At 69.8% G+C, this 21,987-nt stretch carries 23 protein-coding genes; 10 read left to right on the forward strand and 13 right to left on the reverse strand.

Features of this window, described 5'->3' with window-relative positions; all coding sequences use genetic code 11:
- Positions 1-3: 3 nt before the first annotated feature.
- The 3 genes from EIZ44_RS09400 to EIZ44_RS09410 form a co-directional block, all read right to left on the reverse strand.
- Complete coding sequence (locus EIZ44_RS09400) at positions 4-351, reverse strand: RNA polymerase-binding protein RbpA (protein ID WP_009078445.1); 348 nt, start codon at positions 349-351, stop codon at positions 4-6.
- 226 nt (positions 352-577) lie between these two features.
- A complete protein-coding gene (locus EIZ44_RS09405) occupies positions 578-1,339 on the reverse strand; it encodes a thymidine kinase (RefSeq protein WP_037806185.1) in 762 nt (253 codons plus the stop codon).
- A gap of 22 nt (positions 1,340-1,361) precedes the next feature.
- On the reverse strand, positions 1,362-2,762 hold the full coding sequence (locus tag EIZ44_RS09410; RefSeq protein WP_134728296.1) for an MFS transporter: 1,401 nt from the start codon (positions 2,760-2,762) through the stop codon (positions 1,362-1,364).
- 250 nt (positions 2,763-3,012) lie between these two features.
- On the opposite strand from EIZ44_RS09410, the gene EIZ44_RS09415 reads away from it, so the two are divergent.
- The gene (locus EIZ44_RS09415) at positions 3,013-3,717 is read left to right on the forward strand and encodes a transglycosylase family protein (protein WP_051728517.1); all 705 of its coding nucleotides are present in this window, start codon (positions 3,013-3,015) and stop codon (positions 3,715-3,717) included.
- On the opposite strand, the gene EIZ44_RS09420 is transcribed toward EIZ44_RS09415, so the two are convergent.
- Both EIZ44_RS09420 and EIZ44_RS09425 read right to left on the reverse strand, forming a co-directional pair.
- A complete protein-coding gene (locus EIZ44_RS09420; RefSeq protein ID WP_134728297.1) occupies positions 3,650-4,648 on the reverse strand; it encodes a helix-turn-helix transcriptional regulator in 999 nt (332 codons plus the stop codon). The two genes, EIZ44_RS09415 and EIZ44_RS09420, sit on opposite strands and share 68 nt — an antisense overlap.
- Before the next feature lie 40 nt (positions 4,649-4,688).
- Entirely contained in the window at positions 4,689-5,465 is a 777-nt protein-coding gene (locus EIZ44_RS09425) for a glycerophosphodiester phosphodiesterase family protein (RefSeq protein ID WP_134728298.1), read from the reverse strand.
- Positions 5,466-5,531: 66 nt separating this feature from the next.
- On the opposite strand from EIZ44_RS09425, the gene EIZ44_RS09430 reads away from it, so the two are divergent.
- Both EIZ44_RS09430 and EIZ44_RS09435 read left to right on the forward strand, forming a co-directional pair.
- Positions 5,532-5,912 carry a hypothetical protein gene (locus EIZ44_RS09430; protein ID WP_051173084.1) on the forward strand — a complete coding sequence of 127 codons (381 nt, stop codon included), beginning with the start codon at positions 5,532-5,534 and terminating at the stop codon, positions 5,910-5,912.
- A 95-nt stretch (positions 5,913-6,007) separates the two neighbouring features.
- Entirely contained in the window at positions 6,008-6,892 is an 885-nt protein-coding gene (locus tag EIZ44_RS09435) for a DNA ligase-like domain-containing protein (protein WP_240691257.1), read from the forward strand.
- Between the two features lie 263 nt (positions 6,893-7,155).
- On the opposite strand, the gene EIZ44_RS09440 is transcribed toward EIZ44_RS09435, so the two are convergent.
- The 3 genes from EIZ44_RS09440 to EIZ44_RS09450 all read right to left on the reverse strand — a co-directional run bounded on the left by EIZ44_RS09440 (position 7,156) and on the right by EIZ44_RS09450 (position 10,006).
- On the reverse strand, positions 7,156-7,620 hold the full coding sequence (locus EIZ44_RS09440; RefSeq protein ID WP_205673088.1) for an SRPBCC family protein: 465 nt from the start codon (positions 7,618-7,620) through the stop codon (positions 7,156-7,158).
- Positions 7,621-7,624: 4 nt separating this feature from the next.
- A complete protein-coding gene (locus tag EIZ44_RS09445; RefSeq protein WP_134728300.1) occupies positions 7,625-8,650 on the reverse strand; it encodes a tyrosine-type recombinase/integrase in 1,026 nt (341 codons plus the stop codon).
- Between the two features lie 645 nt (positions 8,651-9,295).
- Positions 9,296-10,006 carry an SDR family NAD(P)-dependent oxidoreductase gene (locus tag EIZ44_RS09450; protein ID WP_134728301.1) on the reverse strand — a complete coding sequence of 237 codons (711 nt, stop codon included), beginning with the start codon at positions 10,004-10,006 and terminating at the stop codon, positions 9,296-9,298.
- A 61-nt stretch (positions 10,007-10,067) separates the two neighbouring features.
- Here EIZ44_RS09450 and EIZ44_RS09455 point away from each other — a divergent pair, with 61 nt between their 5' ends.
- Complete coding sequence (locus tag EIZ44_RS09455; RefSeq protein WP_205673089.1) at positions 10,068-10,670, forward strand: hypothetical protein; 603 nt, start codon at positions 10,068-10,070, stop codon at positions 10,668-10,670.
- Here the strand turns inward: EIZ44_RS09455 and EIZ44_RS09460 are convergent.
- The gene (locus EIZ44_RS09460; protein WP_134728302.1) at positions 10,667-11,533 is read right to left on the reverse strand and encodes an LLM class flavin-dependent oxidoreductase; all 867 of its coding nucleotides are present in this window, start codon (positions 11,531-11,533) and stop codon (positions 10,667-10,669) included. The two genes, EIZ44_RS09455 and EIZ44_RS09460, sit on opposite strands and share 4 nt — an antisense overlap.
- Before the next feature lie 244 nt (positions 11,534-11,777).
- Here EIZ44_RS09460 and EIZ44_RS09465 point away from each other — a divergent pair, with 244 nt between their 5' ends.
- The 4 genes from EIZ44_RS09465 (at position 11,778) to rox (ending at position 16,284) form a co-directional block, all read left to right on the forward strand.
- Complete coding sequence (locus EIZ44_RS09465) at positions 11,778-12,383, forward strand: TetR/AcrR family transcriptional regulator (RefSeq protein ID WP_134728303.1); 606 nt, start codon at positions 11,778-11,780, stop codon at positions 12,381-12,383.
- Complete coding sequence (locus tag EIZ44_RS09470; RefSeq protein WP_134662720.1) at positions 12,367-13,983, forward strand: acyl-CoA dehydrogenase family protein; 1,617 nt, start codon at positions 12,367-12,369, stop codon at positions 13,981-13,983. The genes EIZ44_RS09465 and EIZ44_RS09470 overlap by 17 nt, the downstream gene beginning before the upstream one ends.
- Positions 13,984-14,035: 52 nt before the next feature.
- The gene (locus EIZ44_RS09475; RefSeq protein WP_134728304.1) at positions 14,036-14,680 is read left to right on the forward strand and encodes a class I SAM-dependent DNA methyltransferase; all 645 of its coding nucleotides are present in this window, start codon (positions 14,036-14,038) and stop codon (positions 14,678-14,680) included.
- A 176-nt stretch (positions 14,681-14,856) separates the two neighbouring features.
- On the forward strand, positions 14,857-16,284 hold the full coding sequence (gene rox, locus EIZ44_RS09480; protein WP_134728305.1) for a rifampin monooxygenase: 1,428 nt from the start codon (positions 14,857-14,859) through the stop codon (positions 16,282-16,284).
- A gap of 57 nt (positions 16,285-16,341) precedes the next feature.
- Here rox and EIZ44_RS09485 read toward each other — a convergent pair whose 3' ends face one another.
- From EIZ44_RS09485 to EIZ44_RS09500, 4 genes are all read right to left on the reverse strand, one after another.
- Positions 16,342-17,118, reverse strand: a complete 777-nt coding sequence (locus EIZ44_RS09485) for a PE-PPE domain-containing protein (RefSeq protein WP_205673090.1) — start codon at positions 17,116-17,118, stop codon at positions 16,342-16,344.
- Positions 17,119-17,292: 174 nt separating this feature from the next.
- On the reverse strand, positions 17,293-18,213 hold the full coding sequence (locus EIZ44_RS09490) for a fumarylacetoacetate hydrolase family protein (RefSeq protein ID WP_134728307.1): 921 nt from the start codon (positions 18,211-18,213) through the stop codon (positions 17,293-17,295).
- Positions 18,210-18,992, reverse strand: coding sequence for a cyclase family protein (locus tag EIZ44_RS09495; protein WP_134728308.1), 783 nt, complete (start codon positions 18,990-18,992; stop codon positions 18,210-18,212). Before EIZ44_RS09495 ends, EIZ44_RS09490 begins: the two co-directional genes overlap by 4 nt.
- Positions 18,993-19,011: 19 nt before the next feature.
- Positions 19,012-20,523 carry a CocE/NonD family hydrolase gene (locus EIZ44_RS09500; protein WP_134728309.1) on the reverse strand — a complete coding sequence of 504 codons (1,512 nt, stop codon included), beginning with the start codon at positions 20,521-20,523 and terminating at the stop codon, positions 19,012-19,014.
- A 103-nt stretch (positions 20,524-20,626) separates the two neighbouring features.
- Here EIZ44_RS09500 and EIZ44_RS09505 point away from each other — a divergent pair, with 103 nt between their 5' ends.
- Together EIZ44_RS09505 and EIZ44_RS09510 are read left to right on the forward strand one after the other, a co-directional pair.
- The gene (locus tag EIZ44_RS09505; protein ID WP_134728310.1) at positions 20,627-21,217 is read left to right on the forward strand and encodes a TetR/AcrR family transcriptional regulator; all 591 of its coding nucleotides are present in this window, start codon (positions 20,627-20,629) and stop codon (positions 21,215-21,217) included.
- A 45-nt stretch (positions 21,218-21,262) separates the two neighbouring features.
- The gene (locus EIZ44_RS09510) at positions 21,263-21,859 is read left to right on the forward strand and encodes a TetR/AcrR family transcriptional regulator (protein WP_134728311.1); all 597 of its coding nucleotides are present in this window, start codon (positions 21,263-21,265) and stop codon (positions 21,857-21,859) included.
- The last annotated feature ends 128 nt before the right edge of the window (positions 21,860-21,987 follow it).

Here is a 21,987-nt window from a genome sequence, read left to right on the forward strand (position 1 = left end):
GGCTCAAGCGGACCGGCTGGTCCGGCGTCCCTTGAGCTCGGCGAGACGTTCGTTCAGCAGGTCCTCGAGCTCGGGGATGGAGCGGCGCTCCAGCAGCATGTCCCAGTGGGTCCTGGGGGGCTTGACCTTTTTTTGCTCGGGCTGCCCGCCGTCGACGATCTCGGATTCGCTGCCGTGCAGGCGGCACTCCCACACCGTCGGGATCTCGGCGTCGTCGGAGAACGGCACCTCGAACTCGTGGTTCTTGGGGCAGGAGTAGCGCACGGTACGGCGCGGAGCGAGGTCGTGATTGCGGTCGGTCTCGTAGCTGACCGCTCCCAGCCGGCTTCCACGGAGAACACGGTCGGCCATAGTGGGATTCCTTTCAGTCAGCTCCGGGTGGAGCCAGGGTGATGCTCACCCTATGCAACGAACGAGGCGTCCGGGGGATTCCCGGCACGCCATGTCGCTGCTCACGATGAGCTGCGTCACCCGTGGTCTTCAGCTTCCTCCAGAGGGAGTCTTTTCGCCCTCTGACGTGACGCGGATACCGCCTTCTTAGTGCGGATATCCCCCAGTCGGGCTAGTTAGGTTAGCTCTAGGACAACCGTAACTGACCGTGCTGGGCGGCGGCGGGTCCCAGATCCCCCGAGCGGAAGTGGCGACGGCACAGTACCTGATAACGGACCGTGACCGTTTCGGCATCAGACCGTGCTGAAGCTGAAGGTTCAACTACGGAGTGTTCGGTATCTGCCACCACAACGGTGTCTCCGTCACGGAGAATCACGTCGTCGCGGACCCGCGCGTTGAACCGGCCGGGCAGCCCGCACCAGCAGAGCACCTCGACCTGGACCGGCTGGAGCTCGTCCGCGATCTCGAACAGCCGGCCGGCCCCGGGGAACAGCCTGCTGCGGAAATCGGTCGCGATGCCGAAGCAGTAGACGTCGATGCCCGCCTCGTCGGCGAGTTCGGCGAGCTGGTCGACCTGCGCGGGGGAGAGGAACTGCGCCTCGTCCACGATCACGTAGTCCACGTGCTGCCCGCTCGCCCACTGCTCGCGCACCAGATCCCGCAGGTCGGTGCCGGTCGCGACCTCGGTCGCGCGCCGCGCGATGCCGATCCGGCTGGTGATCTGCGGCGCGCCGGACCGGTCGTGGCGGACCAGGACGAGACCGCGCCTGCCCTGGCGCGCGTGGTTGTGGTCGATCTGCAGCGCGAGCGTCGACTTCCCGCAGTCCATCGGGCCGTAGCAGAACTTCAGCCGTCCCCGGGCCGGACCGTTGCGCCGGGCCCCGGCGGGCGGGGCCGCGGAAAGCGCGTCGGTGGGGTCGTCGAGCACAACGTCGTCTGCAGCGGTCACGACGACCGACCCTATCTGGGCCTCACAGCACCTCCGGCGGACGGTTGCCGGCGGCCGCGATCGCGCGCCGGACCGGCACCAGCGCGACGAACACGAAGCCGAGCACGAAGAACACCACGAGCGCGATGATCGCCAGCCGGAACGACCCGGTCGCCTGCCCGACGCCGGCGAACACCAGCGGCCCGAGCCACGACGTGCCCTTCTCGCCGACGACGTAGAGGGAGTAGTACTGCGCGTCCTTGCCGGCCGGGATCATCTGGCTGAACAGCGACCTGGCCAGCGCGTTCGTCCCGCCGAGCACGAGCCCGATGCCGATCGCGACGGCGAAGAACTGCAACGGCTGCCTCGGCTGCACGAAGTACGCCCCGCCCAGCACCACGACCCACAGCACGAGACTGACCAGGATCGTCCGCTTCGCGCCGAGGCGGCGCGCGAGCAGGCCGTGCAGGACACCGCCCGCGTAGGCGAGGAACTGGATCACCAGCACCGTGACGATCAACACCTCGTCGGAGAACCGCAGCTCGTCCTTTCCGTACTGCGCCGAGACCGTGACGACGGTGTTGATCCCGTCCGCGAAGAGCAGGTAGCTGCCGAGGAAGGCGAGCGTGAGCGGATACGCCTTCGCCTCGCCGAGCGTCTGGCGCAGTTCGCGGAAACCGGCGCGCAGCACCGAGACGCCGCGCGCGGTCGCGGTCGGGACGTGGACGCGGGGGAGCCGGCGCAGGGTCGGGATGGTGAACAGGGCCCACCAGATCCCCGAGGTCAGGAAGCAGATCCGCACCGCGAGGCCGGTGTCGATGCCGAGGGACTCGCGGCTGAGGTAGAAGGCGAGCTGCAGCGCGAGCGCGAGCCCGCCGCCGAGATAGCCGAACGCCCAGCCCTTGGCCGAAACGTCGTCGCGCTCGTCCGGCGTCGCGATGTCCACCAGGAACGAGTAGTAGACGACCAGCGAACCGCCGTACCCGATGTTGGCGAGGATGAACAGCGCCGCGCCCAGCTGCCAGTCCGAACCGGCCATGAAGAACATCAGCGCCGACGCCGCCGCGCCGAGCACCGCGAACCCGCCGAGGATCTTGCGCTTGTTGCGGCTGCGGTCGGCCACCGCGCCCGCGATCGGCAGCACCAGAACCTGCACGATCGTCGCGACCGACAGCAGGTAGCCCCACAGCGAACCGGCGGGGAAGTGGAGGCCGAACAGCGACACGTCGCAGTGGTTGAGCTTGTCGTCCGCCCCGGACGCGTTGAGACAAGCCCTGTCCCCGTTAAGGGTGATGTTCTGCTTCGCGTCCGCGGCCGCGACGGTGCTCATGTACAGCGCCCCGAACACCGTCGTGACCGACGAATAGAACGGCGAGTTGGCCCAGTCGTAGAAGTACCAGCCCCACCGTTCCCGCTTGCTGTCCCGGGTCTCGGCCAGCGTCATCCACGACTCCTCGAATCGGTGCGAATCTCCAGGTCGCGCCGGACATTACTGCCGCGAGGGCGACCGGTACCGCCGAAGGGGGCAAACCGTGTCCGGTTCGTCGCTTCCGGTTTGCGCCACGCCGCGCGGCGGAACGCGCGACACGCCGGGCCGGGCGTGTCGCTGCCGGGATTTCCGGGCGTGTCATGTGAGACTGCTGAGTGTGGTGTGACTCTTGTGGTCGATGGGTCACGTGCTTAGTGTGCGTGGCATGACCAACCGCGTTCGCACTGCCAGACGGGCCGCCGCCAGAGCCTTGCTGCTCGTCGTCGCCGTCCTCGGCATGGAACTCGTCGTCACCGGCGCCGCCTCCGCGGACCCCGCCTCGGGCACCTGGGCCAAGCTCCGCATGTGCGAGTCGAGCGGCCGCTACTCGATCAACACCGGCAACGGCTACTACGGCGCCTACCAGTTCGACCTCCCCACCTGGCGCAGCGTCGGCGGCCAGGGCCGCCCCGACCAGGCCAGCCCCCGCGAGCAGGACTACCGCGCGCTCTACCTGTACCGGATGCGCGGCTGGCAGCCCTGGGAATGCGGCGGCATGCTCGGCCTGTCCAACGACGGCGACGCCCGCAGCAAGCGCGTCCCCTCCTGGGAAGAAGCCGCGTACATCGGCGGCGGCGGACTGCCGGCCCCGCCCGCGCCCAAGCCGCAGCCCGCCCCGCCGCCGGGACCGCCCGGCGCGACGCCCGCGTGGCCCGGCCTCGTCTACGCCTACGGCGACTGCGCGCCCGCGCTGCGCACGTTCCAGCTGCGGATGAACGCCTTCGGCTACGGCTTCACCGGCACCGGCTGCTACTACGACAAGACCCGCACCGCGGTGCTGGACCTGCAGCGCGCCAACGGCATCAACGACTCGGGCCGGCTGGGTCCGAAGACGTGGAAGGCAGCGTGGGAAGGCAAGGCTCCGCGCTGACCCGCCCCGCCTCCGCGTAGCGCGCGGCGAGCTGCCGGAACGCTTCCTTCAGTTCGGCCGGGCCGACGACCTCGACGTCGGCGTCGACCCGGCCGAACGAGGCGGCCAGCCCGCGCCACGACCAGGCGCCGAGGCTCACCCGGCACCGGTCCGGCCCGAGCGCCTCGATGACGCCGTCGGCCAGGTAGCTCGCCGCTTCCGTCGCCGGGAGCCGCAGGATCACCTCGCCGCGGCAGGGCCATTCGCCGGACAGATCCGTCCCGCGGAACCGCGCGGCCACGAACGCGGCGACATCGGACAGCCCGCGCTCGGCGAATTTCGGCCCGGTGGGCGTGCGCGGCGTGATCCGGTCCGCCCGGAAGATCCGCCAGTCCTCGCGATCGAGATCCCACGCGACCAGATACCAGCGCTGACCCCACGTGACGAGATGATGCGGCTCGACGCGCCGGGGCGGCGTATCCGTTGGCGCGTAATCGAACCGCAGCACCTCCCGGGCGCGCACAGCGGCGCTCAACGCGACGAGGGTGTGCGGATCCGCGCTGGGCGCCGGACGTTCGACGGCGGTGAAGCTCAAGGCGTCCACCCGGTGCCGAAGCCGCGTGGGCATCACTTGCCGCACGGTCTGCAACGCCCGCTTGGCCGCTTCCTCGATCCCCGCTCCGGTCGCCGCCTGCAACGCGATCGCCAGCGCGACCGCCTGGTCGTCGTCGAACAGCAACGGCGGAAGCCGCGCGCCGGCGTCCAGCCGGTAACCGCCGTCCGGCCCCTTCGTCGTGACTATCGGATAACCGAGCTCCCGCAACCGATCCACGTCCCGGCGCACCGTGCGCGGACTGACCTCCAGCCGCTCGGCCAACAGCGCACCCGGCCAGTCCCGCCGAGCCTGAAGCAACGAGAGCAGCGACAACAGCCGCGCGGAGGTCTTCGGCACGTCCTCGATCCTGCCTGAAGTAGCGGTCAGCTTCTGTCCGCTACTTCCACGCACCCCGCTCCCGCAGCACCTCGCGCAGCAGATCCGGCCGATCGGTGACGATCCCGTGCACGCCGAGGTCCAGCAGCGTCCGCATCTCGTCCACGTCGTCGATCGTCCACGTGTGCACCTCGAACCCGCGCCGCACCGCCGACTTCACGAACGCTTCGTCGACCACCTTCAACGGCCCCTGCCGCACCGGGACCTGCGCGAGCCAGCCCGCCGAGAACCGGCTGATCTGCAGCAGCGGCACCCAGCCGTTCGCCCACAGCAGGAACGCCGACCGCGGCCCCATCGCGGTCAGCAGCTCCGGCCCGGCCAGCCGCCGCAGCCGAGCCAGCCGGGAGTCCGAAAAGGACGCCGCCGCGACCCGCCCGACCGCACCGGTCCGCTGCAGCGTCCGCACGAACGGGACCACCGCGCTGTCGGCCTTCACGTCGATGTTGAAAAACGCCTCCGGCAGCTCTTCGAGGAGATCCTCCAGCCGCGACAACGGCGCCCGGCCGTCGATCTTGACGTCCTTGAGCTGCGCCCACGTCTGGGTCGCGATCGCCCCGCGCCCGTCGGTCGTGCGGTCGAGCGTCGCGTCGTGATGGACGACCACCACCCCGTCCGACGTGGCGTGCACGTCGGTCTCGAGATAGCGGTACCCCTCGGCGGCCGCGCGCTGGAACGCCGGCAGCGAGTTCTCCAGCCCCTCGAGGTCGCCGATGTGCCAGCCGCGGTGGGCGAAGGCGCGGGGGAGCGAGTCGGCGAGGTACGGAAACGGTGGGCGCATGGTTCCAGTCTGCGCCATCGGTGTGGCCCCGTCGTGAGAACGTGATGGACAGCTAGAGTCCGGCGGGTGAGGGAACTGGCCGAACACGCCCTGACCGGCGACGAACGCGTCGTGCCGCGCCGCACGAACGCCCCGAAACACTGCGGCTGGTGCGGACGCCGCCTGCCCGAAGCAGGCAACGTCGGACGCCGCAGGCGCTACTGCGGGCAGTCCTGCCGCCAGCGCGCCTACGAACGCCGTACCGCCCTGCAGCGCAGCGGCCTGCCCGAGGACGCCGTCGTGCTGTCGGACACCGAGATCGCCGCCCTGCAGGACCGCCTCTTCCAGCTGCGCTGCGCCGCGGAGGACATCGTGACGGCTGCTCAAGACGGCGCGTCAGCGGGCGAGCTGCGGCAGCTCGCGGAGGACATCGCCGCGGCGGCGAAGGATCTCGAACAGCTCCGCTGATCTTGTTCTTGCGCTGAAAAGTGCCTCCTGACCTGCTGCCTATTTTCTGTTATGCCAATTGACACAAGTTCCGCCGGTGCTCTAGCGTTCCCGCCATGGACGAACCCCGAGGGCGAGGCAGGCCCCGCAAAAACCCCGCGGCCCCGGCCCGCTGGACGCCCCCGGAAGGCTGGTCGCGCCTCGTCGCCTGGATCTCCCCGGAGGAGAAGAAGGCACTGAAACACGTCGCCGTCGAAGCGGACGTGTCAGTGGCAGACCTCGTCCGGTCGCTGGCGAGCGGACTGGCCGAGGGCGTCATCAGCCATGAGGAACTACTGGGGCACATCAGGAGAGGCAACCAAGTCATGGAGAAAATCCCCACGCTCTTCGAACGCGACGAGCGTTTCCAGGTGGTCGACCGGCCCCGCGCCGAATGCGCGTGGGTCTTCGACGGAGCCGGAGTGGGGACCGAGAAACTCGACGGCACCAACGTCCGCCTGACCGTCCGCTCCGGCCTCCTCGTCCGCGTCGAAAAGCGCCGCAACCCCACCAAAGCCCAAAAACAGCAAGGAATCGTCGACGGCTGGTACGTCGACACCGACGAAACGTCCGCCGACGACAAGTGGATCCTCGCCGCGGCCGGGAACACCGACGTCTCGCAATGGCCGGACGGCGAGCACCCGTGCGAGGCGCTCGGACCGCGCATCCAGGGCAACCCGCTGGCGCTGCCGGACCACCTGTGCGTGCCGTTCGACTTCCAAGCGCCCACGGTGCTCGACGTCCCGCGCAGCTACCAGGGACTGCGCGAGTTCCTGACCACTTTGGACAGCAAATTCTCGCCGGGACACCTCGCGGAGGGGATCGTGTTCCACCACCCGGACGGGCGGAGGGCGAAGATCAAGCGCAAGGACTTTCCGCGGGGTGCGGCCGCGGCCGGACGCGCTCGATCAGCCCAGAACGCAGCCATCACCGACGCGTGTCAGGCCATCCTTCGGACGTAAACCCGCTTCCGAGCGTGTTTGTCTCCGCTCCGTCCGGTGCGCTGGTTTCCGGCGCACCGGACGGACCTGCCGTTCCTCGACTCCCGGCCGGACAGTCGAGCCGTGTGAGCGGAGCCGTGGTTCAGGCGTGCCAGACACAGGGGAGCGGCAGCCAATTCCCCCGCACCGCGGGCGCAAGCCAGCGCGCGGGTCCACCTCGGCGCATCACCGCATCCTTCGCGCCGCTACCTCCGAGGGGACCCCGCGCCTGCCCGAGGCCCGAGCTACGACTGCGGAAGTTCTGCTGCTTTCGCCAGGTTCTCCAGCGACGCCGCCAGCTTCTCCGCCGTAATGGTGCGGGCGCGGGCGTTCCGCATCGCGTCGTCCGGGTCGAGGTTCGACCAGTCGTAGGTGTGCGTCACCTCCGTACGCGTCTCGCCGAGCGGGTTCAGTTCCCAGCGCCACAGATGCCCTGGGGGCTGCTTGCCCGGTTCCGACGGACGCCACGCCACCCGGCGCGCCTCCTCGAACTCCACGACGTGGTTCTCCCGGACCCAGCCGTTCGTGAGCGTCGTGGCGAACACGTCGCCGACCGCGTGGACGCGCTGGCCCGGCTTCGACTCGGCCAGGTTGTCGTTGCCGTCCCAGCTCGGCTGCTGCGAGGGGTCGGCGATCAGCTCGAAAATCCGCTCGGCGGGGGCCTCGATCTCACGGCTGGCGCGCACGACGCGCGAGGGTTCGTCAGTCACGCGCTCATGCAATCACATCGGCCTCCCGCACAGTGCCTTCTTGCGGAGCATCGTCCCGAGCCAATCCGTTGAGCGCCCGATAGGTCCGGTTGCTCGCGGCGGCCGCTCGCTGTTCGCGTCCGGTCGCTTCGATGTAGTTCTGGCTCGTCGCCAAGCTCGCGTGCCCCAGCAACGACATGATCTCCGACGCGGTGGCACCGTCTTCGGCCAGCCGCGTGGCGAAGGTGTGCCGCAGAGCGTGCAGATTCGCGCCCGTCGGCACCCTGTCATGCAGGCCCGCCCATCGGTAGCACGACTTCACCAGGTACTCGAGCGCACCGCGGCCGATCGGTTCGCCCGCCCGGTCCCGCAGCAGCGGCTCGCTCGCCGGGAATCGTTGCCGGGTGAACCGCCGGCGGCACGAAGCCTGATAGTCCTCGATCAGTTTCGCCATCGCCGGTTGCACCGGGATCGACCGGTCCCGGCTGCCCTTGCCGTGGACGTGCAACCGCAGTTCGCCATCTCGCCCGACCACCGACCGCGGCGTGAGCGCACGCATTTCCGCTGCTCGCAGGCCCGCGACCAGCCCCAACGCCAGGACCAGCACGTCCCTCTCCGGCCAAGGATCCCGCGCGCGCCGGGCACCGTCGGCCGCCGCGGTGAGCAGCTGCTCGGGAGTTTCCTCGCCCCGCAACGGTTTCGGCGTGAGCGGGGGAGTCTTGGGCCGCGCGACCGCTCCCATGGGATTGCCGGGGAGCAGTCCGTCCGAGACGCAGAAGGTGAGGAACTGATTCCACGTCGACCACGCCCGCAGCACCGAGCTTTTCGCGTGATTATCGGCAAACGCGCCGAAAGCAGCACGCAGCACCGGCGCTGTCAGCTCTTCGACGTCCACCTCGTCGCGCCCCAGCTCCGCCAGCAGGAGAGCGGTGATCCCGGCGAGGTCCCGCCGATAGGCGGCAGTGGTGTGCGGCGAGTCCTTGCGCGGCCGCCGTGCCGCGAAGAACGCTTGCTGTGCCTCGGAAACGAGCATAGTGATCTTGTACCGCACAGCACCGACAATTTCGACGCTACCCGTTGTCTGATATATGATGCATAATAGCGATTATGCATGAAACATGGCTGCGGGAGGGGTTCTGCCGGGCTTGAGAAGGGGCTGAATCCCCTTGGGGGACAGCACTTTCCGATCGTCCCGTTCGACTCCTGGAGCGCCCTGTGTGCTCCAGAATCTCGCTGTTGAGGCTGACTTCAGCGGCTTGGCTGAGTCTGACGTCGGACTGGATCCACGATGCGTTCATCTGGTCGAGTGGATCTTCCGGCTGCCTGAGCCAGCGTCAGCGGGTTCGGAAAAGTTGTTGTGCTCCAACCTCAATGTCCTGCCAGTCGTGCTTAATTCGTCACGGTGACGAATTAAGCACGACTGGGACGGCTGTTCCCGTCGGGGATCTCGGGTTGCCCTCCGGCGGACTCGCCTCAGGTCTGGCCAGAGAGCTCCGTCAACGACGTGCGCCGAGGAGGTCGCTGAGCCAACGAGCTCCCGAGCGCCGCGTCGGTGCGTGCAGGGACAAGTCGTACGAGCGCATCAGAGCCCTCAGGAAACCTCTCCTCAACCTGCTCATCTGCAGGTCAGCGAAACGCCGATAATGTACATTATGTCAAGTAAGCGGTGAGACGGCACTCGCCCGCCCGTACGCGCTCACCACACCAGCGGGCCGTTGATGTCCGTGTAGGTGCCGGTCGGTCCGCTGGTGCCGATCTGCGCCATCCGGACGATGATCTCCGCACCTTGCTCGACCGACTGTCCTCCGCGGCGTCCGTTGATGTCCGTCTGCGTGTAGCCAGGCTCGACGGCGTTGATGCGGATCCCGGGAAACGCCTTGGCGTACTGGACGGTCACCATGTTCACCGCGGCCTTCGATGCCGGGTATGCGACGCCGGGGTACGCGTACTGGTGCGTTGCCTCGTCCGTCATCCTGCCCAGCGATCCGAGCGCGCTGCTGACGTTCACCACCACCGGCGCGGACGATAGTTGCAGAAGCGGCAGAAACGCGTGCAACACCCGCACGACGCCGAAGACGTTGGTCTCGAACGTTTCCCGCATCAGGTCGGCCGTGGTTTCCGCTGCTCCGACCGATTCCCCATCGCTCTTCAGTTCGACGGCGATGCCTGCGTTGTTGACGAGAACGTCCAGTCCCCCGTCTGCCTCGATGGTTTTCGCTGCGGCGAGGACCGATGCTTCGTCGGTGACGTCGAGCTGGACGGTTCGTGCGCCGAGTTCTTCCGCGGCTCGTTCGCCGCGGGCAGCGTCGCGGGCGCCGAGGTAGACGGTGTGTCCGGCAGCGACCAAGCGGCGGGCGGTTTCGTAGCCGAGTCCTTTGGTGGCACCGGTGATGAGTGTTGTGGTCATGGCGGCGAACGTATGTGCTGGAGCGCGGACCAGGTCAAGCGTCCGGTGGCAGGATGGGAGGATGCCGCTGCCTGAGCCGACGACGCACGACTGGTCCCGTGATCACGATCCTGACCACTTGCGGTTGATCCGGGACAATCCAGTGCGGTACGCGCCGACCGGAATGTGTCATCTGATCCTGGAGGTGCTCGCTTACGCCGCGGACGAGGCGGAAGATCGCGGTGCGGGCCGGGCGGTCGTCGAATTTCACCCGGACGGTTCGGTTTCCGTTTCGGACGACGGGCGCGGGACGCAGATGGCGGCGGGCGATGACGGGCGGCCGGTGCGGAAGCCGGTGATGGCGACGAAAGACTTCCGGTACTTCGATTCTCCGCCCGCCACTCCCCTCCCGGACGGGCATCCGCGGTACGGGATGTCGGTGGTCGCGGCGTTGAGCGCGTGGTTGGTGCACACGAACCGGCGGGCCGAGGGCGCGTGGACGCAGCGGTATCGCGACGGCGTTCCGGCGGACGAGCTGGTTGCGGTGCCGTCGGACGGGACGACCGGGACGACCGGGACGACCGTGCGTTTCCTTCCGGCGGATGGGCTGGGCGGCGAGGTGTCGGCGGAGTCGGTGCGGCCGTTGGCGGAGCGGTTGAGCCGGGTGCTGGTGGTTGAGGTCTAGCCCACGCCCCTTGGCGGGCCCTGGCTGATGCGGCGCAGGGTGGGTTCGAGGCGGTCGAGGTCGCTGGTGGTGATCAGCTGCCGTTCGTCCCACCAGGTCGCGCCGGCTTCGGCCAGCGGGGCGATCAGGTCGCGGGCGCGGGCCGGGTCGCCCGGGGAGGCGCCGCCGACGACGAACTCGAACGTCTCCCCCGCGCCGTGTTTTCGGGCGTAGGCCACGACGTCGCGGACGTCTTCCGCGGCCGGGGCGACGCCGTGGGTGGCGTTTTTGAACAGCGGGGCGACGCCGTCCCAGCGCGCGGCGCGGCGGACGGGCTTGCGGTTGGGCCACACGGCGGCCAGCCAGACCGGCGGGCGCGGTTGCTGGACGGTGGCGGGCCGGAGGGTGACGTCGCGGACCTGGTAGTGCTTGCCGTCGTGGTCGACGGGGTTGCCGGACCAGTAGCGGTCGAGGATGCCGAGGCTTTCGTCGAGATGTTCGGCAAGGACGACCGGGTCGGTGGGTTCGCCGAAGCTGCCGAACTCGTCCTGGATCGGTCCGCCGAGGCCGGCGCCGAAGATGACGCGCCCGCCGCTGAGGGCGTCGAGAGTGGCGACCTGGCGAGCGAGGTGCTCGGGACGGCGGCGGGGCACCGCGGTGACGAGCGTGCCGATCTTGAGCGTGGAGGTCGCGAGCGCGGCCGCGGTCAGCAGCATCCAGGGATCGCCGAACGGCTGGCCGCGGCGGATTTCCTTGTCGTGGACCACGTGGTCCCAGAGGAACAGCGCGTCCCAGCCTTCTTGTTCGGCCGCTGCCGCCACTCTCGCCACGGTCCGGGCATCGGCGAAGTCGCCGAAGTTCGGGATGTTGATCGAGAACCGCATGCCGGGCATGGTCCCGGCGAAAGTGCTGGCGGGGCAAGCGAATTAAGCCCGGTCCGGCGGGTGTTCGGGGGTGGCAGGATCGTCGCTGTGCCGGGTGGCCTCGTGGTTCGAGCCTGACGGTCGGCTCGGGGTCCCCGGCGAGGTCGTGCTCCCTGCAGACCTCTCCCCTCTCCCGCGCAGCCGACCGCGACGCTCGACCCGAGACCGTTGACGCAAGTTGTGAATCGATGGTTCACTTCTTCCCGTGGCCTACCGCAGAACGCCCAAAGTCCAGGAGCGCCTCGACGCGCTCCGGGAGACCATCCTGGACGCGACAGTGCAGCAGCTCGCCGAGCACGGGTACTCCGGTTGTTCGGTAGCCGCCGTCGCTGAGCGGGCCGGGGTCGCGGTCGGCACGGTGTACCGCCACTTCCCCACCAAGGCCGATCTGGTCGTGCGGGTCTTCCGGCAGGTCGTCTCGCGCGAGGTCGAGGCCGTGCGGTCCGCGGCGACGGGCCCGGTCGATCCGGTGGCTCGGGTCGTGGCGGTGTTCGAGACGTTCGCGTTGCGGGCGTTGAAGGCGCCGCGGCTGGCGTATGCCTTGCTGGCCGAGCCGGTGGACGCGGTGATCGACGCGGAGCGGCTCGAGTTCCGGCGGGTGTTCCGGGACGTCGTCGCCGAGCATGTCGCCGAAGGCGTCCGGACCGGGGTGTTGCCCGCGCAGGACGCGGCGGTCAGTGCGGCGGCGTTGGTCGGCGCCGCGGCGGAGGTGTTGATCGGTCCGCTGACCAGCGGCGGGTCGGCGGAGGTCAGCGAGTTGAGCACGTTTGTCGTGCGGTCACTGGGAGGTTCGGATGCCCGCAACGCATGAGGTCGTCAATCAGGTTCCGCCGCTGGAGCACGACACCGCCGCGGATCCGGCGCTGGCGGAGGCGGTCGGGCGCACCGAGGCGGCGTGGGTCGTCGACGAGCTGCACGAGCTCGGGCGGCTCGCCGGCAGTGAGCAGGTGCAGGAGTGGAGCCGGCTGGTCAACGAGAACGAGCCGGTGCTGCGCACGCACGACCGGTTCGGGCACCGGATCGACGAGGTCGAGTTCCATCCGCATTGGCACGACCTGATGAGCGTCGCGGTGTCGCACGGGCTGCAGGCCGCGCCGTGGCGGGACGAGCGGCCGGGGGCGCACGCGGCGCGGGCGGCGAAGTTCTATGTCTGGAGCCAGTCCGAGGCCGGGCACACCTGCCCGATTTCGATGACGTACGCGGCGGTTCCGGCGTTGCGCGCCAATCCTGAGCTGACCGAGAAGTACGAGCCGTTGCTGGCGTCGACCGAGTACGACTTCGGGTTGCGCGAGCCGGGCACGAAGCGCGGGCTGATCGCGGGCATGTCGATGACCGAGAAGCAGGGCGGTTCGGACGTCCGTGCCAACACCACCGCGGCGCGGCCCGCGGGCGACGGCAGCTATCGGCTGGTCGGGCACAAGTGGTTCACCAGCGCGCCGATGTCGGACATGTTCCTCACGCTCGCGCAGGCGCCCGGCGGGCTGTCCTGCTTCCTGCTCCCCCGGGTGCTCCCGGACGGCAGCCGGAACCCGATCCGGTTGCAGCGCTTGAAGGACAAGCTCGGCAACCGGTCGAACGCGTCGTCGGAGATCGAGTACGACGACGCGGTGGGCTGGCTCGTCGGCGAGGAGGGGCGCGGGGTCCGCACGATCATCGAGATGGTCAACAACACGCGGCTCGACTGCGCGCTCGGCAGTTCGTCGGGGATGCGGCTGGGCGCGGTCCGCGCGGTGCACCACGCGACGCACCGGTACGCGTTCGGCAAGGCGCTCGTGGACCAGCCGTTGATGGCGAACGTGCTGGCGGACCTGGTGATCGAGGCGGAAGCGGCGGTGGCGGCGTCGATGCGGCTCGCGGCCGCGGGCGACCGGCGCGACGACGAGCAGGAGCAGGCGTTCCGGCGGCTCGGGCTCGCGGTGACCAAGTACTGGGTGTGCAAGCGGGCGCCGATGCACGCGGCCGAGGCGCTGGAATGCTTTGGCGGCAACGGGTATGTCGAGGAGTCGGGCATGCCGCGGCTGTACCGGGAGGCCCCGCTGATGTCGATCTGGGAGGGGTCGGGCAACGTCGCGGCACTGGACGCGTTGCGCGCGATGGGACGGCAGCCGGAGTCGGTGGCCGCGTTCTTCGCCGAGGTCGAGCAGGCCGCGGGCGGGGACGCGCGGCTCGACGACGCGGTCGACCGGCTCAAGAAGGATCTGTCCGATGTGGACGATCTGGAGTTCAGGGCGCGGCGGGTCGTCGAGTCGATGGCGTTGGTGCTGCAGGGTTCGCTGCTCGTGCGGCACGCGCCGCGCGCGGTGGCGGACGCGTTCTGCGGCACGCGGTTCGGCGGCGACTGGGGGCTGGCTTTCGGTACTTTGCCCGCTGGAACCGACACTTCCGCGATCATCGCCCGCGCTCGCGTCTAGTCCGCGTGTTTCGCCGGACGGGGTGCGGCGGCGGGGGCTACTGTCGCTGCCCGTGACCGAACCTGTTTACGTAACCGAGACGCGGACCGCGTACGACACCGTCGCCGAGTCGTACGCCGAACTGCTGAAGGATTTCCTCGAGTCGAGCACGTGGGACCGGACGATGCTGGGCGCGTTCGCGGAGCTGACCGGCGAGGGGCCGGTGGGCGATCTGGGCTGCGGGCCCGGCCGTCTCACCGGGTACCTCGCGTCGCTGGGCTTGGACGTCTTCGGCGTCGACCTGTCCCCCACGATGGTCGAGGTCGCCCGCCGGACGCATCCGAGCCTGCGCTTCGAGGTCGGCTCGCTCGCCGCTTTGGATCTCGCCGACGGCTCGCTCGCCGGGGCGCTCGCGTGGTATTCGCTGATCCACACGCCGCCCGAGGAGCTTCCGGTGCTGGCCAAGGAACTCGCGCGGGTGCTGCGGCCCGGCGGCTGGCTGCTGACCGCGTTCCAGGTGGGCGACAACCAGCGTCGCCGCATCGAAAACGCCTACGGCCACGACATCGCGGCGGACGCGTACCGGCTGGATCCGGATTTCGTCGCGCAGCTGCTCGCTGACGCCGGTTTCGTGGTGGACGCGCGGCTGGTGCGCAAGCCGGGCCCGAGCTACGAGGCGACGGATCAGGCGTACGTGATGGCCCGCAAGGAGGGCTGAGGAACGTCCACTGGGGACAGAAGGGGGCAGGGACTTCTCCCTGTCCCCTTCAACATATAGCGCACCCCGGGGCTTGCGGCAAGGCCCGGGTGGTGCTCCACAATCGTCCGCCGGAGCCACTGCCTGCGGAAATACCGCGGGCGGGAAGCGGCTCCGGTACAGGGGACGCAAAGTTCATGGTGGACGTGATCGTGGTGGGGGCCGGGCCGGCGGGCGTCATGCTGGCCGCGGAGCTGCGGCTGCACGGGGTGCGCGTGGTCGTGCTGGAAAAGGACGCGGAACCGCCGAAGTACGTGCGCGCGCTGGGGATGCACTCGCGCAGCATGGAGGTCCTGGACCAGCGCGGGATGCTGGAGCCGTTCCTCGCCGAGGGGTCGACGCATCCGGCCGGGGGTTTCTTCGCGGGGATCGCGCGGCCCGCGCCGGAGCGGCTGGACACGTCGCATCCGTACGTGCTGGGGCTTCCGCAGCCCATCACCGACCGGTTGCTGGCCGAGCACGCGGTCGAGGCGGGCGCGGAGATCCGGCGCGGGTGCGAAGTCGTCGGGCTGAGCCAGGACGACGACGGGGTGAGCGTTTCGCTGGCCGACGGCAGCGAACTTCGGGCGCGCTATCTGGTCGGCTGCGACGGCGGGCGGAGCACGGTGCGCAAGGCGCTCGGCGTCGCGTTCCCGGGCGAGCCCGCGCGTCGCCAAGTGCTGCTGGGCGAGATGGAGGCGACCGCGGATCCCGCCGAAATCACCGCGCGGGTGATGGAGATCCGCAAGACGCAGCTGTGGTTCGGGGTCGGGCCGCTGCGCGACGGGATGTTCCGCGTGGTCGTGCCCGCGGCCGGGGTGGTCGAGGACCGGGAGGAGCGGACGCCGACGCTGGACGAAGTCAAACAGCAGCTGCGCGAGTACGCCGGAACGGATTTCGGCGTCCACTCCCCTCGTTGGCTCTCGCGGTTCGGGGACGCGACCCGGCAGGCCGAGCACTACCGCGTCGGCCGGGTGCTGCTCGCCGGGGACGCCGCGCACGTGCACCCGCCGCTGGGCGGGCAGGGGCTCAACCTCGGCCTCCAGGACGCGTTCAACCTCGGCTGGAAACTCGCCGCCGAGGTCAACGGCTGGGCTCCGGAAGGACTGCTCGACACCTACGAGGCCGAACGGCATCCGGTCGCGAACGCGGTGCTGGACAACGTCCGCGCGCAGGGCGTGGTGATGTCGCCGGATCCGGACGGACGCGCGATGCGCCGGCTGCTGACCGAGCTGATGGCCTTCGAGGAGGTCAACCGGCTGCTGCTGGAGAAGGTGCTCGCGCTCGACATCCGCTACGACTTCGGCGAAGGGCATCCGCTGCTCGGGCGGCGGATGCCGGACCTTGCGCTCAAGCGGGGACGGCTGTACGAGCTGATGCACCAGGGCCGGGGGCTGCTGCTGGACCAGAACGGGCAGCTGTCGGCGGAAGGCTGGGCGGACCGGGTCGACCGCGTCGTGGACGTGAGCGAGGACCTCGACGTGCCCGCCGCGCTGCTGCGTCCGGACGGTCATGTGGTCTGGACCGGCGAGGATCAGCGCGAGTTGGAGAAGCACCTGTTGCAATGGTTCGGCGCGAAGCGATGAGGACGTAGCGGGGCGGGTTTCCCGGCTTCCCTGGGGGTGCCGGGAAACCCGCCGCGGTCACGGATGGACCGGACCGCCCCAGCAGTCCTGTTTGCCCAGCCGCACCGACGTGTTGGTGTAGACGCCGTCGGCGATGCTGTCCTGCATGATCGACCGCTGGTCGGCCGGGCGCGGCCACTGATAGCACCAGTGCTGGGCGAAGTAGCCGCCCGCCGCCTGGATCGGGTCGAAATCGCAGATGCCGTCGGTCTGGATGCAGTAGCGGATGGAGCGGACGCCGGCGAAGTCCGGGCGGCCCGCGCCGAACGACACGTATCCGCCGAACGGCGAGGGCAGGCCGGTGCCCGGCGGGAGCGTCGCGCTGATCCCGGTTCCGGCCGGGCCGGGCGGCTGCATCGGGTCGGCGAAGAGCTTGGCGCTGAACTTCGCCTTGTCGACGCCGAGCTGGTCGTCGGCGATGTCGTTGAGGACCAGGTTCGCCACTATCGCGCCCTGGGAGTAGCCGACGACGGTGAACTCGGCGTTCGGGTTCTCGTGGTAGGCGTCCTGGACGACCTGGCGGCCGCGGTCATGCCCGATCGCGACGCTCTGGTCCATCGGGGTCTGGTCGCAGTTGGGCGCGCCGGCGGCCCCGGCGGGATAGTCCACGACCCGCGCGATGCCGCCCTGCAGCCACTCCGGACGGTAGACCGACGCCTTCCCGTCGCAGGTGCCGCCGATCAGGATGTAGTAGTGCGCGTCGTCGGCGTACGCCGGTGTGGCGCTGGCGAATCCCGCGCCGAGCGTGGCGACGACCGCGCCGATCAGCGCGATCCTCCTGGTTTTCTTCCCCATCGGGTCCCCTCCGCGTCGAATGGTCAGCATGTTGCTGAACGTGTTCGGAAAGCTACGGAGGAGCAATGAAATCCTGCTGACATCATGATCGCCCGCGAGCCGGGGCGTTCGCCGATTCCGCTGGTCAGGCGGCACCGGCGCCGGATCCGAGTCCACCGGATCGAGTGACCCGCCTCAGGCCGGGTTTCCGCGCCGGGCGGCGGGCACGTCGTGCAGGGGCGGACCGGCGACCACGGTGTTGTGGACGGTGCCGATCCCTTCCACGGTCATGCGGACGGTGTCGCCGATGCGCAGCGGCGGCGGTTGCCGGTCGCCGCGCCATCCCCACAGTTCGGCGAGGCAGCCGCTGCCGCAGGTTCCGGAGCCGAGCACGTCCCCGGGCCGGACCCAGGTGCCCCGGCTGGCATAGGAGATCAGCTCGGCGAACGTCCAGGCCATGGTGGCAAGCGTGTCGCCGCCGATGCGGGTGTCGTTGACGAAAACCTCCATCGCGAGGTCGTACCGGCCATCGCGGTCGGCCAGTTCGTCCGGGGTGACCAGCACCGGGCCGAGGGTCGTGGCGGTGTCCTTGCCCTTGGCCGGTCCGAGCCCGACGCGCATTTCGCGGCTCTGCAGGTCGCGCGCCGACCAGTCGTTGAGGATGGTGAACCCGGCGATGTGGTCCGCGGCCTCGGCGACGGACAGGTTGAAACCCGCCGTGCCGATCACGGCCGCGACTTCGAGTTCGAAGTCCAGCACTTCGCACCCGGGCGGCATCGGGACCGGGGCGCCGGAGCCGATCGCGGCGTGCGGGTTGGTGAAGTAGAAGGCGGGCGCTTCGTACCAGGCGTCCGGGACCTCGCTGGTTCCGGTGATCGCGCGGAGCGAGCCGGCCGTGTGCTGTTCGAAGGTGATGAAGTCGCGGATGCTGGCGACCGGCACCGGGACGGCGATCGACGCGGTTTCGTCCCAGGCCGACCGCTCGCCTGCCGCTCCGGTCTCCCCGGCGGCGAGCACCTCGAAGACGTCCGCGGTCTCGGGCAGCAGATCGATGCGGTCGCCGTCGACGACGCCATAGCGCTGGACGCCGTCGACGAACAAGGAACCGATTCTCATTCCGTCTCCTCGTCGAAGATCGCCACCGCGCGGGTCCAGCCTGCCGACGCCGCGTGGATCTTGACCGGGAAGCAGGCGATCTGGAACCCGGTGACCGGGAGGCTCTCCAGGTTGTGCAGCTTCTCGAGGTGGCAGTAGCCGATCTCGCGGCCGGCCCGGTGGCCCTCCCAGATGACCGAGGCGTCGTGGTCGCGGGCGTAGCGCTCGGCGGTGAACCGGAACGGGGCGTCCCAGCTCCAGGCGTCGGTTCCGGTCACCCGCACCCCCTGTTCGAGCAGGTGCAGGGTGGCGGCGCGGCCGACTCCGCAGCCGGAATCGACGTAGTCGTCCTCGCCGTAGCGGGTGCCGGCCCGGGTGTTGACCACCACGATGTCGAGCGGGCGCAGCCGGTGGCCGATCCGGTCGAGTTCCGCGTCGATGTCGGCGGGCGTGACGACGTGGCCGTCGGGCAGGCTCCGGAAGTCCAGCTTCACTCCCTGCTGGAAGCACCAGTGCAGCGGCACCTCGTCGATCGTCATGGCCCGGCGGCCTCCGTCCATTGTGGACGCGTAGTGGTACGGGGCGTCGAGGTGGGTGCCGGTGTGCGTGGTGGCCTCGATCCGCTCGATCGCCCAGCCTTCGCCGTCGGGCAGATCGGCGGCCGTCGCGCCCGGGAAGAAGCGGAGCAGGTCCGGGACCGACTGCTGGTGGTCGACGTAGGTGATCGAGGGCCGGTGCCCGGGCGGGTCGGACGCGATCCCGCTCCGCAGCGGAACCGAAATGTCCACGAGCTGTCGCATGGCGACTCCTTCCGGCCGCTCAGCGCGGGATGACGGGGACGAGCAGATGGGAGGCGTGGTCGCCGCCGAGGTGGATGACGGCGCCGGTCGCCGGGCGGGCGAGATCGGGCCGGTCGTGGGTCATGAAGCCGAGGTCGCTGTCGCCGGCGACCAGTTCGAGGCGCAGCCGCTCGCCCGGCGCGAGGGTGATGCTGGTGGGCCAGATCTCGACCTCGAGCAAGGTCGGCTCGCCGGGCACGAGGGGAATCTCGCGGGAGTGGGTGTGCCACGGCCGGTGCGGCAGCGACCGCTCCGGATCGGTCTCGCGGTGGGAAGCCTTGAGCCAGCCCATCGTCATCGGGACCGGACCGCCCTGGGGGCCGACGCCCGGGATCGGCTCGCCGTCGGTGCCGATGTGCTGCACCCGGGCGAAGACGTCGAGGTCGTCCTGCTCGGAGCTGAGCCACAGGCGCAGCGCGACCGGACCGGTCAGTTCGAGCGGCTCGGACACCGGGGCGGTGTCGAAGCTGGCGGGGTAGGCCACCGTCGCGGCGTCCGCGGGCGGGTCCCAGTCGAGGGTTCCCTCGCCGAGGTGGAGCTCGCGCCACTGAGTCTGCGGGAGCGGGAAGTCCGTGGCGTCTCGCCATTCGACCTCGCGCCCGTGCCGGATCGCGAGCCGTACCGGGGGCACGCCGTCCATCCGGTCGGGCTGGTCTCTGAGGAACCGGTCGAGGAAGCGCAGCTGCAGATCCAGCGCCCAGTCGGCGTAGTAGGGATCGATGTGGGTGCCGGTGTGCACGACGAGCCACTTGTCCCGCGACGCCGCGCGGGCCCAGCCTTCGATGTTGCCGCGCAGGTGGACATGCAGGGCGCCCCAGTTGCCCGCCGACAGCACCGGCACCGTGACCCGGTCGAGGTCGACGATGCGCGCTTGGTGGTAGTCGTCGAGCACGGGACGCTGCGGGAGCACCTCGCGCCAGTCGTCGCCGTCCTCGCCGTTGCGCTGGGGAGTGATCTGGCGGTCCCACCAGAACTCGACGAACCCGTTGGCGTACAGGCCGCCCTGGTAGATGAAGTCGCGGTAGAAGTCGGTCGCGCCTTCCCAGGCCACGACCGCGGCGAGGTGCGGCGGCTGGAGTTCCGCGACCCGCCAGCCCATCATCGCGAGCCACGAGATGCCGCTGGACGCCACCTTGCCGGTGGACCACGGCTGTCCGGCCGCCCATTCGACGACGTCGTAGAAGTCCTCGGAATCGCCCGGGCTCATCAGATCCATCCGCCCGGGCGACTTGCCGGTGCCACGGGTGTCGGCGCGCAGCACCGCGTAACCGCGGGCGGTCCACCACTCGGGGTCCGGGGTCTCCCAGACCATGTGCTCGCTCTGCGGCACGCGGTCGTAGAGCGGATAGCGGTCCGGCCAGTGCACGTCCTTGCCGTACGGGCTGATCGACGCCAGCACGGGAAACGCGCCCTCGTCGTCGGGCAGGAACAGGTCGGCCAGGATCGGCGAGCCGGTGCGGGCGGGGACCTCGATGTCCCGTTCGATGCGCATCTCAGTACTCCAAGGGGTGACCATTAAAGCAAGTCAGCTTGCATCAAGGAGTATGGCCACTGGCGCGCACTAAAGCAAGCAGACTTGTATTAGAGTGCTGCCCGTGAACGATTCGGACGTCCGGCGACGACCCGGTGGACGCGCGGCCCGGGTGCGCGCCGCCGTCATCGACGCGACCAACGAGCTCCTGCAGGACCACGGCCTGACCGGTCTGAAGGTGTCCGAGGTGGCCCGGCGCGCGCAGGTCAACGAGACGTCGATCTTCCGGCGATGGGGCACCCGCGAGAACCTCGTCATCGACGCCCTGCTCGCCGACGCCGCCGAGCAGCTTCCCGTGCCCGACAACGGGAATGTGCGCGACGACCTGATCGCCTACGCCACCTCGCTCGCGAAATACCTGACCTCGCCCGCCGGCAACGCCCTCGGCCGGACCCTGGCCTCGGCCGGCGACGACCCGGCCACCCAGCAGCTGCGCGACCAGTACTGGGACGCCCGCTACGCCCAGTCCGGCCAGATCGCCGCGCGGGCGGTCGAACGCGGAGAACTGCCCGAGGGCACCAGCCCGCGGTTCGTGCTGGAGATGCTCGTCGCGCCGCTGCACTTCAGGATCGTGCTCACCCGCGAGCCGCTCGAACCGGACTTGCCCGCACGCATCGTCGACGCGCTCCTCCGCGGACTCCTCTCGCCTGCCTGAGTCAGCGTTGTGGCCCGTGCGGTCCAGAACCAGTAGGGTCGGCGCATGGCCCGGCCCCGCGAGTTCGACGAGCAACGCGTGTTGCTCGCTGTCCGCGACGAGTTCTGGGACAAGGGCTACGCGGCGACGTCGCTGGATGACCTGCTGCGCGCGAGCGGGCTCGGCAAGGGCAGCCTGTACGGGGCGTTCGGAGACAAGCGAAGCCTGTTCCTGCGAGTGCTGCGCGACTACGACGACGCGAATCTGCTGAAGCTGCGCGAAAATCTGGCGTCCGCGGCGCGCGGGATCGACATGGTGCGCGCGTTTCTGCTCAGCCCGACCGTCGACCCGACCGGAGCGGTCGCGCGTCGAGGTTGCTTGCTGGCCAACAGCAACGCCGAACTGGCCGTGAGCACTCCGGACGTGGCAGCTGAGGCGCGTCGCAGCTACGACGCGATCACGGACATTCTCGCCGAGGCGCTGGAACGCGCCCAGCGCGAAGGCGACCTCTCCCCTGACGCCGATCCTGCCGAGACCGCCCGCGCGGTGCTGGTCGCCCAGCTCGGCCTGACCGCGCTCGGGCGTACCGGCATGGACGTCGACGCGCTCACCAAGGCGGCCCAGTCCACTATCGAGCGGCTGCTGCCCGTCCCGGCGGAGTAAGCCGCACCGCCGCTCTCGCCGCGGATGCCTGCCTGGCACGTCCAGGTCCATGCATGCTCTTCCCGCCTTCGTTATTGACCGCTCGGTCCAGATCTGCGACATTTATGGACCTTACGGTCAATAATCTT

Origin of the sequence: Amycolatopsis nivea, assembly GCF_004522235.1 — a bacterium.
In the GTDB taxonomy this organism is placed as follows: domain Bacteria; phylum Actinomycetota; class Actinomycetes; order Mycobacteriales; family Pseudonocardiaceae; genus Amycolatopsis; species Amycolatopsis nivea.

Bases quoted from the DNA above. Each gene is read 5' to 3' on its own strand.
- EIZ44_RS09400 (WP_009078445.1), bottom strand. From the start codon at position 351: ATGGCCGACCGTGTTCTCCGTGGAAGCCGGCTGGGAGCGGTCAGCTAC.
- EIZ44_RS09410 (WP_134728296.1), bottom strand. From the start codon at position 2,762: ATGACGCTGGCCGAGACCCGGGACAGCAAGCGGGAACGGTGGGGCTGG.
- EIZ44_RS09415 (WP_051728517.1), top strand. From the start codon at position 3,013: ATGACCAACCGCGTTCGCACTGCCAGACGGGCCGCCGCCAGAGCCTTG.
- EIZ44_RS09425 (WP_134728298.1), bottom strand. From the start codon at position 5,465: ATGCGCCCACCGTTTCCGTACCTCGCCGACTCGCTCCCCCGCGCCTTC.
- EIZ44_RS09435 (WP_240691257.1), top strand. From the start codon at position 6,008: ATGGACGAACCCCGAGGGCGAGGCAGGCCCCGCAAAAACCCCGCGGCC.
- EIZ44_RS09450 (WP_134728301.1), bottom strand. From the start codon at position 10,006: ATGACCACAACACTCATCACCGGTGCCACCAAAGGACTCGGCTACGAA.
- EIZ44_RS09455 (WP_205673089.1), top strand. From the start codon at position 10,068: ATGCCGCTGCCTGAGCCGACGACGCACGACTGGTCCCGTGATCACGAT.
- EIZ44_RS09460 (WP_134728302.1), bottom strand. From the start codon at position 11,533: ATGCGGTTCTCGATCAACATCCCGAACTTCGGCGACTTCGCCGATGCC.
- EIZ44_RS09470 (WP_134662720.1), top strand. From the start codon at position 12,367: ATGCCCGCAACGCATGAGGTCGTCAATCAGGTTCCGCCGCTGGAGCAC.
- rox (WP_134728305.1), top strand. From the start codon at position 14,857: ATGGTGGACGTGATCGTGGTGGGGGCCGGGCCGGCGGGCGTCATGCTG.
- EIZ44_RS09485 (WP_205673090.1), bottom strand. From the start codon at position 17,118: ATGGGGAAGAAAACCAGGAGGATCGCGCTGATCGGCGCGGTCGTCGCC.
- EIZ44_RS09490 (WP_134728307.1), bottom strand. From the start codon at position 18,213: ATGAGAATCGGTTCCTTGTTCGTCGACGGCGTCCAGCGCTATGGCGTC.
- EIZ44_RS09495 (WP_134728308.1), bottom strand. From the start codon at position 18,992: ATGCGACAGCTCGTGGACATTTCGGTTCCGCTGCGGAGCGGGATCGCG.
- EIZ44_RS09500 (WP_134728309.1), bottom strand. From the start codon at position 20,523: ATGCGCATCGAACGGGACATCGAGGTCCCCGCCCGCACCGGCTCGCCG.
- EIZ44_RS09510 (WP_134728311.1), top strand. From the start codon at position 21,263: ATGGCCCGGCCCCGCGAGTTCGACGAGCAACGCGTGTTGCTCGCTGTC.